The sequence below is a fragment of the Streptomyces sp. NPDC048392 genome, from assembly GCF_043200575.1.
Taxonomy (GTDB): domain Bacteria; phylum Actinomycetota; class Actinomycetes; order Streptomycetales; family Streptomycetaceae; genus Streptomyces.
The window spans coordinates 147,236-161,824 of record NZ_JBICYB010000004.1 but is presented as its reverse complement, the minus strand read 5'-3'; the positions used below and the strand labels follow the sequence as shown (position 1 = coordinate 161,824).

General features: G+C 69.0%; 15 protein-coding genes and 2 pseudogenes. 10 read left to right on the top strand and 7 right to left on the bottom strand.

Translation table 11 applies throughout. The annotated features are described in order from the left end of the window. The first annotated feature begins 8 nt into the window (after positions 1–8). The 3 genes from ACGFYH_RS08955 to ACGFYH_RS08945 all read left to right on the top strand — a co-directional run bounded on the left by ACGFYH_RS08955 (position 9) and on the right by ACGFYH_RS08945 (position 2,812). Complete coding sequence (locus ACGFYH_RS08955; RefSeq protein ID WP_393802439.1) at positions 9–1,049, top strand: SEC-C domain-containing protein; 1,041 nt, start codon at positions 9–11, stop codon at positions 1,047–1,049. A gap of 88 nt (positions 1,050–1,137) precedes the next feature. Next, a complete protein-coding gene (locus tag ACGFYH_RS08950) occupies positions 1,138–1,593 on the top strand; it encodes an SRPBCC domain-containing protein (RefSeq protein ID WP_393802438.1) in 456 nt (151 codons plus the stop codon). Positions 1,594–1,759: 166 nt separating this feature from the next. After that, on the top strand, positions 1,760–2,812 hold the full coding sequence (locus ACGFYH_RS08945) for a hypothetical protein (RefSeq protein ID WP_393802437.1): 1,053 nt from the start codon (positions 1,760–1,762) through the stop codon (positions 2,810–2,812). Here ACGFYH_RS08945 and ACGFYH_RS08940 read toward each other — a convergent pair. The 3 genes from ACGFYH_RS08940 to ACGFYH_RS08930 all read right to left on the bottom strand — a co-directional run bounded on the left by ACGFYH_RS08940 (position 2,795) and on the right by ACGFYH_RS08930 (position 4,392). After that, positions 2,795–3,301 (bottom strand): hypothetical protein, encoded by a 507-nt coding sequence (locus ACGFYH_RS08940; protein ID WP_393802436.1) that lies wholly within the window; start codon positions 3,299–3,301, stop codon positions 2,795–2,797. The two genes, ACGFYH_RS08945 and ACGFYH_RS08940, sit on opposite strands and share 18 nt — an antisense overlap. 52 nt (positions 3,302–3,353) lie before the next feature. Further along, positions 3,354–3,764 (bottom strand): NAD(+)--rifampin ADP-ribosyltransferase, encoded by a 411-nt coding sequence (gene arr, locus ACGFYH_RS08935; RefSeq protein ID WP_393802435.1) that lies wholly within the window; start codon positions 3,762–3,764, stop codon positions 3,354–3,356. A 100-nt stretch (positions 3,765–3,864) separates the two neighbouring features. Beyond that, positions 3,865–4,392 carry a DUF1062 domain-containing protein gene (locus ACGFYH_RS08930; RefSeq protein ID WP_393802434.1) on the bottom strand — a complete coding sequence of 176 codons (528 nt, stop codon included), beginning with the start codon at positions 4,390–4,392 and terminating at the stop codon, positions 3,865–3,867. 328 nt (positions 4,393–4,720) lie between these two features. Between ACGFYH_RS08930 and ACGFYH_RS08925 the strand changes: the two genes are divergently transcribed. Together ACGFYH_RS08925 and ACGFYH_RS08920 are read left to right on the top strand one after the other, a co-directional pair. After that, positions 4,721–5,170, top strand: a complete 450-nt coding sequence (locus tag ACGFYH_RS08925) for a very short patch repair endonuclease (RefSeq protein WP_393802433.1) — start codon at positions 4,721–4,723, stop codon at positions 5,168–5,170. Between the two features lie 90 nt (positions 5,171–5,260). After that, a complete protein-coding gene (locus ACGFYH_RS08920) occupies positions 5,261–8,410 on the top strand; it encodes a DUF3427 domain-containing protein (protein ID WP_393802612.1) in 3,150 nt (1,049 codons plus the stop codon). A 30-nt stretch (positions 8,411–8,440) separates the two neighbouring features. On the opposite strand, the gene ACGFYH_RS08915 is transcribed toward ACGFYH_RS08920, so the two are convergent. Further along, positions 8,441–9,103, bottom strand: a complete 663-nt coding sequence (locus tag ACGFYH_RS08915; RefSeq protein WP_393802432.1) for an ATP-binding protein — start codon at positions 9,101–9,103, stop codon at positions 8,441–8,443. A gap of 200 nt (positions 9,104–9,303) precedes the next feature. Between ACGFYH_RS08915 and ACGFYH_RS08910 the strand changes: the two genes are divergently transcribed. Both ACGFYH_RS08910 and ACGFYH_RS08905 read left to right on the top strand, forming a co-directional pair. Continuing rightward, positions 9,304–10,146, top strand: coding sequence for a helix-turn-helix domain-containing protein (locus tag ACGFYH_RS08910; RefSeq protein ID WP_393802431.1), 843 nt, complete (start codon positions 9,304–9,306; stop codon positions 10,144–10,146). Between the two features lie 3 nt (positions 10,147–10,149). Beyond that, positions 10,150–10,356 carry a DUF397 domain-containing protein gene (locus ACGFYH_RS08905; RefSeq protein ID WP_393802430.1) on the top strand — a complete coding sequence of 69 codons (207 nt, stop codon included), beginning with the start codon at positions 10,150–10,152 and terminating at the stop codon, positions 10,354–10,356. Positions 10,357–10,446: 90 nt separating this feature from the next. On the opposite strand, the gene ACGFYH_RS08900 is transcribed toward ACGFYH_RS08905, so the two are convergent. The 3 genes and pseudogenes from ACGFYH_RS08900 to ACGFYH_RS08890 form a co-directional block, all read right to left on the bottom strand. Next, positions 10,447–10,692 (bottom strand): integrase core domain-containing protein, encoded by a 246-nt coding sequence (locus ACGFYH_RS08900; protein ID WP_393802429.1) that lies wholly within the window; start codon positions 10,690–10,692, stop codon positions 10,447–10,449. A gap of 23 nt (positions 10,693–10,715) precedes the next feature. Further along, positions 10,716–10,823 (bottom strand): annotated as a pseudogene (locus tag ACGFYH_RS08895) (IS3 family transposase); the annotation flags it as partial. Positions 10,824–11,087: 264 nt separating this feature from the next. Further along, a complete protein-coding gene (locus ACGFYH_RS08890) occupies positions 11,088–11,267 on the bottom strand; it encodes a transposase (RefSeq protein WP_393802428.1) in 180 nt (59 codons plus the stop codon). 168 nt (positions 11,268–11,435) lie between these two features. Between ACGFYH_RS08890 and ACGFYH_RS08885 the strand changes: the two are divergent. The 3 genes and pseudogenes from ACGFYH_RS08885 (at position 11,436) to ACGFYH_RS08875 (ending at position 14,494) form a co-directional block, all read left to right on the top strand. Further along, positions 11,436–12,009: pseudogene (locus ACGFYH_RS08885) on the top strand (GNAT family N-acetyltransferase). A gap of 92 nt (positions 12,010–12,101) precedes the next feature. Then, complete coding sequence (locus tag ACGFYH_RS08880) at positions 12,102–12,518, top strand: DUF3592 domain-containing protein (RefSeq protein WP_393802427.1); 417 nt, start codon at positions 12,102–12,104, stop codon at positions 12,516–12,518. A 206-nt stretch (positions 12,519–12,724) separates the two neighbouring features. Further along, positions 12,725–14,494, top strand: a complete 1,770-nt coding sequence (locus tag ACGFYH_RS08875; RefSeq protein ID WP_393802426.1) for a hypothetical protein — start codon at positions 12,725–12,727, stop codon at positions 14,492–14,494. Positions 14,495–14,589: the final 95 nt, after the last annotated feature.

The window sequence follows — 14,589 nt, the reverse complement described above, 5'->3', positions numbered from 1 at the left end:
TGTCCCCCATGCGCCCCGACACGCCCGCCGAAGACGTCGACCACACCGCCGAAGCGGCCCGCCTGGAGCGAACCGCCGGCCTCTACCCCGAGGACGCCGAGGCCCTGCTCCTGCGCGCCGCGGCCCACCTGGAACTGTCCGGCGACCGCCCGGCCGCGACCAGGCTCTACGACCGCCTGCTGTCCTCGGCTTCCGACGGCTCCGCCACCCTTGAGAACCCGTCCCTGGTCCGCGCCCTGAAAGCCTCCAACCTCTGGGAGTACGACCACGAGGCGGAGGCCAGGGCGATCATCGACGGGGTCCGTGCGGCGGCGCCGCGCGATCCGGCGCCCTGGGTGATCGTGGCCGAGGCCCTGGAGTCCCACGACGAACTGGAGGCGGCGCACGACACGTTCACGGAGGGCGCCCGCCTGCTCCTGACGGACGTGCCGGAACCGCCGTATACGACGCACCCGCTCCTCTACGGCCGCCACCGCGTCCGCCGCATGCTGGGCCTGGCCCACGACGAGTGGGACGCCCTGGCCGACACGCTGCACTCGATGCCGGTCTCCCTGGACGAGCTGCACGACCCGAAGCGGGTCTGGTCCCTGGGCTCGGACGATCCCGCGGACCTGGAGGCGGAGATCTCCCGCCTGCGGGCCGAGCTGGGCGCCTACCGGGAGGCGCTGTCCCGCCCCTTCCCGGTGGCCATGCTCCACTGGCCGGCCGACGAGCTGACGGAACTGGTCGAGGCGTACCCGGCCCTGGCCGCGGAGTACCCCTCCTACGACGCCCACCTGGCGACGATAGAGGCGGCCCTGCGCGAACTGGCCTCGTCGGGCACCGCGAACCTGGGCGTGGTCCCGGGCACGGTCCCGTCCTACGAGGCCTTCGCGGCGTCGGAGGGCGCGTCCCCGGCCGACCCGACCCTGCTCCCGCAGTACGCGACGACGCTGGCCGCCCGGGGACTCGCGGTGGCGTGGCCGCCGCAGCGCGGGGCGGCGTGCTGGTGCGGCTCGCAGCGGCCGTACGGGGAGTGCCACGGGGAGGACGTCGCCGGGAACCGATGAGATCCGGCGCCGGCGGGTGTCCACAGGTGCGACAGCCCGACGCGCGACGCAAGGCGTCGGCCGAGTCGACCCGAGGAGACAGGACGACATGAGCACCGAGCAGACCCCCGCCACGGCCAACGGCTTCTCCTACACCCTGACCCGCGCCCTGGAGGCCCCCGCGGCGCGGGTCTGGCAGGCCTGGACCACCCCCGGCCAGTACGCCCGGTGGGCCTACGCCGTCCCCGGCTCCGTGGAGATGGACGTCCGCCCCGGCGGCGCCTGGAAAGCCACGGTGCGCACCCCGGAGGGCGCGGAGTTCCCCCTGACGGGCTCCTACGTCGAGGTCGCCGAACCGCACCGGCTGACCCTCGGCATGGACGTCCCGGGCCGCCCGGACCCGGCGACGATGACCCTGGAACTGACGGAACAGGGCCCCCGCAACACCGTGATCACCCTCCGCCAGACCTGCGACACGGCGGAGGAACGGGACGGCGCGGAACAGGGCAGCGGCATGCTGCTGGACGGGCTGACGGGGTTCCTGGCGGACGACCCGAAGGCCTGACCACCTCCCTGACCACCTCCAGGCGTGAACACTTCCCGGCCGGTGTTCACGCCTCGCTCATCTGCTACTGATCGCTGCCGGTGCTCCCCCGGCAGAGGGAGCGGGATCGTTCAAGTGGTTCAAGTGGCCGATGCCGCGCCGACGCCGCCGGTGCGACGTTCAGAACATGACCACTGATCCACGGATGGCGAAGGCGCCCTGGCGCACGTTGCGGCGGCGGGGACCGCGACCGTCGCCCCGGGCGGCCACGCTCTGGGCGACGGTGTACACCGGTTTCGGCCTGGTGTGCGCACTCAACGGAACCCCTTTGTTCCACTCCAGCGGCATCCTGGGCCCCTCCGCGTCGGGGTGGGCGGTCACGACGACGGGGACACTGACGGCACTGACCTGTGCCGCGGTGTCACGACACGGACCGCGACCCGCCCTGCGGGCGTTGCTGTGGGCGTGGTGCGGCCTGGCCGCGTGCGCGGCGTTCAGCCTGCTCATGGACGTCATCATGCTGATGTCCGGTCAGAGCGTGGAGAGTTGGGCCGCCACCGCACACCGTGCGCTGGCGGCGGCCGGGGCACTCCTGCTCGCGGCCACGGCGCGTTCGGCTCGGCCCCCGTCCGGCGTGACCGCTCCCCCCTCGCCCTCCGCCGCACCCCGGCCGACGCAACTGGCCGCCTGGGCCGGCACGGTGTCCTTCCTTCCGTACGCGGTCATGAAGCAGGTCTGGGCCTTCGGCGGCACCTTCGCCGGCATGTCCGGCTCGGAGATGCGCGCGATCTCCGAGCGCAACGGTGCCTCGGGGCTCTGGCTCACCCTGGAGTCCTGGGGCTTGGACGGCACCATGCTCCTGGCCGCCCTCGGCGTCTTCCTGCTGTGGGGCCTCGTCCGCCCCTGGGGCCAGGTCTTCCCGCGCCGGACACCGTTCCTGCGCGGCCGCCCGGTCCCGCGCTGGCTCCCCCTGTCCCCGGCCCTGCTCGGCGCCGCCACACTCGCCCCGTACGGCGTCCTCGGCCTCGGCTACCTCGCTCTGGCCACGCTGGACGTGGTGACGATGCGGAGCGGCGATTTCCACTCCCCGGACGACGCACTCCTGGTCGGCTGGATCGGCCTGGCCGCATTCGCCGGGTACGGCTGCGCGTTGATCGTGGCGACCCGCTCGTACTGGTCGCGGACCCGTCGCACGGGCCCTCCGCACGGGTGCGAGACCACCTCAGGCGCGCAGCAGTGAGGCGTGGATGCGGGCGATGGCCCGCGTCACCTCGTCACGGTTCTTGGCGTGCTGCATCCATGCGGGCAAGCGGGCGACCACGGTCATCCTCCGGCCGTGATCGTGCCAGGGGGTCCCTTCACGCAGCGGTGCCCGCACGAATCGTCTGATCAGATCCAGATGCTCCAAGTTGTAGGCCCACACCCACCCGTGCCGGGTCTCGCCCTGCAACCGAAGAGGGACACCGAAGTACGGGTCCACGGCCGGTGCGCGCCAGTCCCGGGCCAGGGCCACTCCGCCGCGACTCCACTCCTTCGCCATCCCGCAACCACGGCAAACGAGACGCCTCGGCGCGAAGAGGCCCCGGTCGCTCACTCCGGACGGGTCCGGTGCCGTACCGACGTGCGCAATCCCCTCGCAGCCGGGGCACCACACGAGAACAGACGCGAGGAAGTCGTACTTCGTGCGGCGCGGGTCTCGGAACCGGTGGTGCGTGGGCATGGGGCTCATCGCGCCAGTATGCGAGCCACGCACCGAAGACCTCTACCGGGTGAGGAGCAGGTCAGTTGATGATCTCGGCGCGTCCGTCCAGAACCATCGCGGCCAGCCGGTCTCGCCACAACTGGAGGGCTTCGGGCGTCTGCCGCGTCCAGTCGGTGACCTCACCGACGACCCGGAGCGGCTCCGTGCTGCGGTAGGAACGGGTGGGATTGCCGGGGAACTTCTTGTCGGTGACGTTCGGATCGTTCTCGAACTCCCCGGTCGGCTCGACGGCATACACGCGCGGTTCCCCGTCCCCGGCGGCGAGCTCGGCGGCGAGCCCCGCGCCGTCGCACAACGCGGTGAAGTAGATGTGGTTCATCACGATCTCGGGCCGGTAGTTCGAAGCGAAGCCGGCGGTGAGGTGATCCCCGATCCGCAAGTCGGCCTTCGTGCCGTGAAAGAACGGTCCCTCGTCCAACGCCTCGTCCATCGCGGCAGGTTATCAACCGGGGTCGCCGGGCGAGGCGCCCACGACGGTTCGGGGCCTGTCCGGCGGCTCTTGCCGGACAGGCCCCGGCCCCACGGAGGGCTCAGCGCTTGAGCGTGAAGGTGAAGTCGCCGGACAGCTTGCCGCTCAGCCGTGCTACCGAAACGAGTCTGCCCTCCGCGATCAGTCTCTCGGTCTCGGCCCGCGAGAGACCGCACCCTTCAGCGATCAGCCGCACCGGCCGGACAGGGATCCGCGCCGCGAAGCGGACCGACACGTCGATCACCTCGCGGTCCAGGTGATCTGATCCGCCTGTGTCGAGGCGCCAGGCGTCGTCCCAGTCGAGGACGACGCGATTACGGCGCTGCACGACCGGGTCCTGGAGCAACTCAGCTGCCAGACCGAGGTCGTTGGCATGCAGTCGGTCAAGCAGCTCAGGCCGTACGGAACGCACGTCCGTCCGCTCCAGGACCGTGAGCTTTGCCGTGTCCCCGCAGGCGGTGCATAGCACGAGGAGCCAGGCGTCGAGGAGCTTGTGGTGTGCGTTGACGCGGAACTTGCCGCTTGCCCGGAAGCGTTTGGACGCGCACGTTCGGCAAGGGCGGAGGACGAGAGGCAGGCAGGTGGGCATGACAACCCAGTTGTCGAGCACAGAAGTGCACCGGTTTCAGTGAGAAGACCGCAGCAGAAAGGAGCGCGTCTCACATGTGCGACGCGCGACAGATCAGCACTCGGGGGGTCTCACAGGGTGTAAACGGCACGTCCTTGCCTGGGCGACTCGGTTCGGCAGCACGGTAGGGGCACACAGCGGCGTTGTTCCAACGGTTCTCGAGCGCCTCACGCGCGGTCGTCGAACCTCGTCGCGATGGCCCGGAACGGGTTCGGGACCGACGCCCGGCACGACCTGCGAGCTCTGCCCGTGGTCAGCGGCGCACGAGGCCGTCCGGCACAATGGCCGCATGTCCGGCCCCGTCCCGTCCTCCGCCTCTGTGTCCGCCCGCATGAGCCGCCAGGGCTCCCACGACACGGCTCCGGAGATCGCGGTGCGGCGACTGCTCCACGCGTCGGGCCTGCGCTACCGCGTGAACGTGCCGGTGCCGGGCATGGCCCGCCGCACGATCGACATCGTCTTCGCCAGGAGCAAGGTCGCGGTCTTCCTCGACGGCTGCTTCTGGCACGGCTGCCCGCAGCACGCCACGCGGCCGAAGTCGAACGCCGAGTGGTGGCGGGCCAAGCTCGACAAGAACATGGCCCGCGACGTCGAGACGACCAGGCACCTGCAGGGCCGGGGGTGGACGGTGCTGCGGTTTTGGGAGCACGAGGCGCCGGAGGGTGTGGCGAACCGGGTCGGGAGATCCCTGGCTGGCGCCGCATTCCCCGCTCAAGGATGCACACCGGGCACGCCTTGAAGGGGCTGATTCGGTCGATCAGCCCACCCTCGTGTCAGTGACTCCTGCTACAACTGCCTCCACGTCAACACGGTGGTGAAGGGGGTCGTGGTGCAGCAGGCGGGAAGTCCGGAGCAGCCGGTCGCGGGGGTCTACGAGCAGCTGGTTACGGATCGCGTGCGCGGTGAACTGGAGCGTCTTGAGGCCGACGGTTGGAAGGCCATCGACGCCGAGGTCGGTGCAGAATCGTCACCGCATGTGCTGGCCCGTCACGTCGGTGACATAGTGGCCCGCCACCTCAACCAGCTCCGGCCCGAACACCGAGTCCCCTTTGCCAACCGGATCCTTGAGTCCCTGGCGGCAGAGGTCGGTGAACAGGGCGGCGCCGAGTCCGTCAGCGCCCTCGTCGAGGGACCGCGCCAATTGCTGGCTCTGGCGGAGCAAGAGGCACCGGGTGCCTATGCAATCCGTCCGCTCACGCCCCTCTCCGAGACCTCTCTTCTCACCAACTCCCCCGAGGACCTCAACTTGGGATCGGAGTTGCGGGCCGAATTGGCCACGGCGGATCGGATCGACCTGCTGTGCGCCTTCGTCAAGTGGTACGGCATCCGCGTACTGGAGGACTCGCTCCTCGCCGCGAAGGAGCGGGGCGTCCCGATCCGAATCATCACCACGACCTACATGGGCGCCACGGACCGGCGTGCACTCGACCGGCTCGTGCGCGAATTCGGCGCCACGGTGAAGGTGAACTACGAGACCCGCTCGACCCGGCTGCACGCCAAGGCCTGGCTGTTCCGGCGCGGGACCGGATTCCACACGGCGTATGTCGGCAGCTCGAACCTCTCCCGTGCGGCTCTGCTCGACGGCCTGGAGTGGAACGTGCGTCTGTCCTCGGTGGCCACACCGGCGGTGATGGACAAATTCGAGGCCACCTTCGACGCGTACTGGAACGACCTGGCGTTCGAGACGTACGACCCGGATGACGACGGCGAGCGCCTCGACGCGGCGCTCGCCCAGGCGGGCGGGACGACATCGGCCACCGACTTCGAAATCGACCTCTCTCGCCTTCAGGTGCATCCCTTCCCGCACCAGCGGGACATGCTGGAGCGACTGAGCGCGGAGCGCGAGATCCGCGGACGGCACCGCAATCTGCTGGTTGCGGCGACCGGCACCGGAAAGACCGTGATGGCCGCCATCGACTACCGCTCCCTGAGCAAGCAGGCGACCTCCGGTCGACCAAGGCTGCTGTTCGTGGCGCATCGCAAGGAGATCCTCAAGCAGTCCTTGCGTACGTATCGCGAAGTGCTGGCCGACGCCTCGTTCGGCGAGTTGCTGCACGGCGGGGCCGATCCACAGGAGTGGACCCACGTCTTCGCCAGCGTCCAGTCGCTCAACGTCCAGAGACTGGAACAGCTGGCGCCAGACCACTTCGACGTCATCGTCATCGACGAGTTCCACCACGCCACGGCCGGTACATACCGTCGAGTGATCGAACACTTCGCGCCGAAGGAGTTGCTGGGACTCACCGCCACCCCGGAGCGGATGGATGGGCTCAATGTCCAGGACGAGTTCTTCGACGGCCGCATCGCCGCCGAGATGAGGCTTTGGGAAGCCCTGGAGAACGACCTGCTGTCTCCGTTCCACTACTTCGGCATCCCCGACGGGACCGACCTCACGAATCTCACCTGGCAGAAGGGTTCGTACGCCGATCAGGAGCTCGGCAATCTCCTCACAGGCAATGACGCGCGAGCGCACATCATCGTCAAGCAGGTCCAGGACAAGATCTCCTACCCCGGCGCGATGCGTGCTCTCGGCTTCTGCGTCACCAAAGCGCACGCCCATTTCATGACGGACTACTTCCGCAAGGCCGGTTTCCAGGCTGCGGCCCTCGACAGCGACTCGTCATCCCAGGTACGCGCTCAAGCGCTGCGTGACCTCCAGAACGGCAAGATCCAGGTCATCTTCTCGGTGGACTTGTTCAACGAGGGGCTTGACATCCCCGACGTGGACACGTTGCTCTTGCTGCGCCCCACCAACAGCGCCACCGTCTTCCTCCAGCAGTTGGGGCGGGGACTACGGCGTACCGACACGAAACCGGTACTCACGGTCCTGGACTTCATCGGACAGCACCGAGCGGAGTTCCGCTTCGAGGAGCAGTTCCGGGCCATGACCAACCTGTCGCGCAATCGGCTGGTCGAGCACATCGAGCGCGGCTTTCCGCAGTTGCCGTCTGGCTGCCAGATCATCCTGGAGGGCAAGGCCAAGAGCCTGGTCCTCAACAACATCAGGACGCAATTGGGCGCCACGGTGAAGACACTGGTGAAGGAGGTCAAGGAGTACAGCACTCCTCTCCTCGCCGACTACCTTCGGGAGAGCCGCCGAGAGATCAAGGAGCTGTACAAGAGCGGCAACTCCTGGACCCTCGTGCTGCGTCGTGCCGGCCTGATCGCCGAACCGGCTCCTCCGGGCGAGGAGCCGCTACTCAAGCGCGTACACGCCTTCCTTCACGTGGACGACCCCGAGCGCGCGCAGGCATACCTGAGCCTTCTGGCGGACGACGCCCCGCCGTACGAGGAACTCGACCAGACCCGCCAGACCTACGCCCGCATGCTGTTCTTCAACCTGTGGGACAACGCGGGAGGCTTCACCAGCTATACAGAGGGCATCGCGGCGCTACGTTCGCAGCGAGCTCTGAGAGATGAACTCCGCCAGGTGCTGTCGTACGTCATCGACCGAGCCGATCACGTCCCGATCCCACTGTCCGATGGTCTCGGCACCCTGCCGCTGAAGGTTCACAGCTCGTACAACCGGTCGGAGATCCTTGCCGCCCTCGGCATCGCCCGGTTCGGTGGACAGATGCCGCGATCCTTCGCCCAGGGTGTGCAATGGGCGGAGGAATTTCAGACCGACGCGCTACTCATCACGCTCGAGAAGGACGAGAAGGACTTCTCACCCACCGTCCGGTACAAGGACTACGCGGTCAGCCCGCACCTCTTCCACTGGGAGTCCCAGAACGCGACCTCCCCCGACTCCGCCACCGGCAAGCGCTACCAGCAGCACGCCGGTCGTGGCACCCACGTCCTGCTGTTCATGCGCCGCTACGCGAACACGGACACGGGCAAGTCACAGCCGTGGATGCTCCTGGGCCCGGCGACCTACGTGAAGCACACCGGCAGCAAGCCGATGGCGATCACCTGGCATCTCGATCATCCGCTCCCGGCCGACGTGTGGTCCTACTCGGCGGCGATCCAGGCGAGTTGACTCACATACGTCGGCCGTGACCGGAACGACTCACGACAGTCGCACTGCGCACTCCGCCTCGAAGTGCGACTGCGCCCGGTCGAGCGCGTCGTCTACGTCCCACCCTTGGGTGCGGAACCAGTAGAGCAAGTCCGTGATGGCGTTGATCGCGGCATCCTCCGCCGTAGCCGTCGCCAACCGGCCTGAAACGACCGGCTCCTGCGTCCGCCCCGAACCGCTGTAAAGACTCAGCACGTCCGCGACTCGCGCCAGTCGCGGCATCGACGTGTGCTGCCGCTCGGCGCAAGTCGCGTCCATGCGGAACTCGCACCAGGTGATCTTGCAATCACCGGTAAGTTCCACGCCCCAGCGATCACTCACGGCGTCGACCAGCGTCATCCCCCGGCCCGCCTCCGCGTCGAGAGTCGCGCAGGTAAGCGTCGGAAGGGCGCGAGCATCGGGATCGTGAACCTCGATGCGCAGGTGGGAGCCCTCGAGTGAAGCGACCAGCGTGGTCGGCGTCTCCGGTCCGACGTGCTTGATCACATTGGCGACGAGTTCACCTACGCAGAGCTCGGCGGCATCCGTCAGCTCATGCAGGCCCCAATACTCCAGGTGGATCCGCAGAGCGCGTCGAAGAGCCCACACCTGATCGGCCTCCGCCAGAAACGGCAGCCTCCACGGCTGCGTCGGCCTCCAAAGGGCGTCGTCCATGTCCTATCCACTCCCCACCACTGATGCCGCACTGTGTTGCTGACGCGACTCAGAGTTGCATTGAAACTCTCTAAATGGAACTCTCACTAGACATCGGCCGGGGGCACGCAGCTTCGTCACGCGCCCCCGGCGCACACCGTCTTGCCGCCGCCACCAGCGGAGCACCACGATCTACTGGACCAACGCGAAGGACTGAGGACATGGCAGTCGGACCCACCACTCGTAGGCGCCAACTCGGTGCCGATCTGCGACGACTCCGGGAACGCAAGGGGCTGACGCTCGAAGAGGCAGGATCCCGCGTCGGCATCTCGAAGGCGACGTTGAGCCGCTACGAGACGAAGGAGGGCACGGTCAAGTGGCCGGCCGTAGACGCCCTGTGCCGTGAGTACTCTGCAACGGACGAAGAGCGCCTTGCCCTCGTGCAGTTGGCGAAGGGCGCCAAGATCCAAGGATGGTGGCGATCACTCGCCGACCCCATCCCCGACTCCATGAACCTGATGCTGACCCTGGAAGACGAGGTCGTACGCGAGGACCACTACGCGTGCATGTACGTTCCGGGACTCCTCCAGACGCGCGCCTACGCAGAGGCGGTCCACCGCGCTTCAGAGGTGCAATGCGGCGAACGCGAAGTCCAGCACATGGTCGACATCCGCATGAAGCGCCAGGAGTTGCTGGAGCGTGAAGAGCCCCCGCGCATCTGGTGCGTGATCGACGAAGCCGCGATCCGCCGTCAGGTCGGAGGCCGTGACGTCATGCGAGAGCAACTCGCCCACCTGTTGGCCTGTGCCGAGCGACCGCACGTCACCGTCCAAGTCCTTCCGTTCTCCCTGGGAGCACATGCCGCCGCAGTGGGAAGCTTCGTCACACTTCGCGGCCAAGCCCGTGAGCTGGACGTCGTCTATGTGGATCTCCTCGGTGGTGGCCTGTTCATGGAGAAGCCCGAGGAACTGGAGCGATATAGGTTGGCCTTCGACTACCTCAGCGCCCAGGCGCTCGACCTCGAGTCCTCGGTCGAACTCATCGACCGGGTCAGCAAGGAGTGAGTCTTGATCGCAGCCAACCAGGAGCCCCGCTGGTTCAAGTCCTCTTACAGCGGGGGCAGCGGCACTGAATGCGTGGAGTGCGCGTACGTCTCACGCGGCGCGTTGATACGCGACTCCAAGCGCATCGACGGGCCCATACTCAGCGTGACCCAGACTGCCTGGCACCGATTCATCGACTCTGTAGGCCACCCCATGCAGGAGTCTCCCTGACCGACGGGAGGCGGGAACGGCTCCTTCAACGCACACAGAGAGGGCAGACGCGTGGAGTGGAGTTTCCCCGCGATCTCGGACACGTGATCGTTATGCCGCGAGGGTGTGTTGATGCCGCTGCCTGGTCTCGGCCGGAGTGAGGTAGCCGAAGGTCTTGTGCTTGCGCAGGCGGCGGTTGTAGAAGGATTCGATGAAGGAGAAGACCTCGGCTCGGGCGGTGGCCCGGTCGGGCCAGGCACGGGTGCCGATCTCCTCCTTGAGCAGGGCCCAGAAACGCTCCGCGGCAGCGTTGTCGAAGCACGATCCGGTGCGTCCACAACTCTGCTGTAGCTGCAACTCCCGTATTCGCGGGCGACGCGCTTGCGGTTCACTCGCCGGCCCAGGCGGCGCAGTTCGGCGTGGATGCGCGGGACACCGTAGGTGCGACGGGAGGCGATGTGCAGCACGGTGATCTCGTGCGCGAGCACGTCGTCGGCGGCCTTTCGGGCACGACGGGCAGCCTCGCCCTCGCACCAGGCGTAGTAGGACGAGCGGGCGACCTTCAGCACCCGGCACAGCAGGACGATCGGGTAGGCCGCCTTCTCCGCATGGATCAACCGGTAGAGCTCGCTCACCGGTCGTTCTCCTTCACGAAGAAGGCCGTCGTTTTTTTCAGGATCTCGATCGTCTGCTGCTGTTCACGGACCTCCTTGCGCAGTCGCTTGAGCTCCTCGCGCTCGCCGCTGGTCAGCTCACCGGACTCGCCCTCGCCCCGGTCCGCCTTCGCCCGCCGGGTACCAGCCCCGCAGAGACTCGGAGCTGATGCCGAGCTCCCGGGCGACGGCAGTGACCGTCTTGCCCGAGGAGTCGACGAGCGCGATCGCATCCCGCTTGAACTCCTCGGTGTACCGCTTCGTGTACTTGCTTCCCACCTGGTGCTACTTCCTCTGGAACCTCAGGATCCCAGTCTCCAGGTGTCCGCGATCAAGGGGAAGCTCCACTGCACGGATGCCCCTCACGGCCGCGCAACCGAAAGCCGTCGCACCGCCATGACGATAATCGGTGTTCTGCCCGCCCCGTGAGGGCCCAGGATGACGCGCATGACTTTGGTGACTCCCGAGCTGCGGACCGACCGGCTGCGACTGCGCCCCTTCTCTCCCGCCGACGGGGGACCGTCTGTTCGCCGCGCACAGCAACACCCACGTCATGCGCTACTGGGACTCCCCGCCGTGGACCGAACGGGCCCGCGCCGAGCGGTTCCTCGCGAACTGCCGGAAGTTGGCGGACGAGGGCACGGGAGCGCGTGTCGTCATCGACCGTGCGTCCGACGGGGCCTTCGTCGGCTGGTGCGGCCTGTCGGAGTGGAACCCGGTCCATCGCAGCGCGTCGTTCGGTTACTGCCTCGACGAGACGATGTGGGGGCACGGCTACGCGACCGAGGCGGCGCGCGCCCTGCTGGGGTGGGCCTTCGACACGCTGGACCTGAACCGGGTCCAAGCGGAGGCCGATACGCGCAACGACGCGTCCGCCCGGGTGTTGGAGAAGGTCGGGTTCGTGCGCGAGGGGACGCTGCGGGAGGACTGCGTCGTGAACGGCGAGGTGTCCGACTCCTGGGTGTACGGGCTGATCAGGCGGGAGTGGTCGCCGTCGGCCGCTCCGGTGCCCGTTCGCTGAGGGGGCCTCAAGTCCGCTTCCGGCAGCGGCCTCGGGCCCGCACCGCTTCCGGGCACCTTTCGGGTCCGCACTGACCTCCGGAAGGGCCGACAGTGAATTCGGACCGCCTGCTCCTCATACCGGCCTCGCTCGGCGTCGTCGCGTTCGTCTGGGTGTTTCGCAAGCGCCTGCTGGTACGGACTCGTGGCGTGGAGGTGGACGCGCGCTGCTACGACCGTGAGTGGCGGGTGCGGGGCGGCGGGCCCACGTTCCTCCTCGGCTTCCGGACGGCGGACGGACGCAAGATGACCTGTTCCGCCAACGAGAGCGACGTCCCTGCCGGGACTCGGACCGGTGACACGGTGCCTGCCGGGACTCGGGCCGGTGACACGGTGAAGGTGCGCTACGACCCGGTGGCGCCCGGCCGCGTGGAGACCGTCATCGCTTCCCGCAGGCCGCTGTGGAAGCGGGGCGATCTGATCGGGCTGGTGGTGTTCGAGGTCGCTTGCCTGGCGTACGTCCTCGGGTGACGGCGTGAAGCGCGGGGACGAGGAACCGGCCGCCCGTCCCCGGGTACCGCCGAGCACGGTGCCCGGGCAGGTCGGCCGGAGGGCCGCCTGCGCGATCTCGACGCGTTCCGTCCGCGTCCGTGAGGTGTTTGCCCGCCGCACCCCTTCTGTTCGCCGTGCCTGGCTACCTTCGCCTCGCCCGGTCCGGCAGCAGGAGAGGTATGTCCATGAGCACCCCGGTCCAGCAGACCCCGCCCCGGCCGTCCGTGGCCACGTCGGCCTCGGCCCGGCAGCGCCGGGAACGGGAGGGCAGCCGGGCCGGAAGTCCGTCCGGGCGTTCGGGGGAGCACGCCTTCCTGCGGTTCCAGTCCAGCGTCGGCAACCGGGCCGCGACCGCCGCCGTGCAGCGCGTCCGGAACGCGACCATGGAACGCGCGCCGGGGTCCGCCGAGTCGTCCCGGCCGGGCACGCCGGAGAGTTTCGCGACCGCCCTGTCGTCGGGCACCTCGGACAGCTTCGTGACCGCCCGGCCGGGCACTCCGGACGGGCACGAGCCGTCCCGGCCGGGCACCCCGGAGACCTTCGAGACGGCCAGGGAGCCGGAACCGGAAACGGAGGCGGAGGCGGCCGTCGCGGCGAGGTCGGCGGACGATCTGGTCAAGCGGGCCGCCGAGTTGCTGGACCGGTTCAAGAAGAACCTCGACCCCGTGGACAACCTGGCCAAGGGCGCCCAGGCACCCACCAGCGCCGGCCTCGGCCAGGCAGCCACCGCGGCGGGCGACGGGGCCCTCAAGCACGACGCCGCCGCCGCGGGCACCGCCGCCGGGGCGTGGAACCTCCTCACCGAGGTCACCGGGGTCGTGGTCAACGCGTACGACTCGCTCAAGAACATGAAGGACGCCAGGAGGAACCGGTCCGGGGCCGCGCACCACACGGCTGGGAAGAAGGCCAGGACCAAGGGGACGGACGCGGTGGTCGGCACCGCCAGTTCGGGTGGCTACGGTGCGGCCGTCGCCAAGGAGGCGACCAAGGTCCAGGCGGCGGCGGACGCGGCGACCGCCGCCGAGGTGAGCGGCGTCTTCAGTGCCGTCACCGGCCTGTGGAAGGGCGCCCGGGCCGCGGGGAAGGTCGGGGGAGCGACCCGCAAGTACCGGCGGATCAAGCAGCTCGGCGATCCGGGCGAGGTTCACGCGGAGCTGCTGGCCCGGCTGCGGGAGGAGTCGGACCAGGCCGAGCAGCGGGTCGACGCGGCGTTCGCGCGGCTGAACGCCGTCAGGGAGGCCGGGCAGGGGCGCCCGCCCAGGGAGTGGTACCCCGCCGCCGAGGCCGCCTTCGACGCCATCCGGGAGGAGTACGAGCGCGCCGGGATCGCCGCGGCGGCCTACCGGCGGGCCGTGCAGGACACGGAAACCCTGGGCGGGACACAGAAGTACGCGAAGAAGAAGCAGCTCACCAAGATCGGCAAGGAGACGGTGGGCGGCGCGGTGGGCGAGCCCGCCAAGGCCGCGGGCGGCATCGTGGCGGCGGTCACCGCGGCGGGGGTGCTGGGGAGCAACCCGGGCGGCTGGATCGCCGCCGCGGTGGGGGCCGGTCTCATTCTCGGCGTGGCCGGTTACAAGGCGGGGCGCGCGGCCACGAAGCGCTACGAAGAGGTCCGCCACCCCGAGCGCTGGGCGCCGGAGGGCGAGCAGCCGGAGGCGGCCCGGTCCCGCAAGGATTCGCTGAAGCACGCCCTGAAGATCTGGAAGAAGGTGTCGAAGGGCGAACGCCAGGCCATGGCCCGCAGGATCTACGGTCTCGCGGCGGGGCCCGACATCCCCGGGAGCGCCGACACGACGCCCGAGATCCGGCAGTCCGCCCGGGAGTTGCTCGTCGCGCTCAAGGCGGGGCCCGCACAGCACAAGCTGGAGCCGCAGGCGTGGGCGGAGACCCTCAACGATCCGGAGAGGACCGCCGGTTGGGTCAAGGAGATCGCGGAGCAGCTGGCCTCGGGGTGACCGGGCGGGGGCGGGGGACCGGGAAGCGTCGCCGTTGCCGCAGTGGCGGGGCGCCGCCTCCCGCAGCCCCCTGCCTCCGCGGTGAGGCGCCGCCT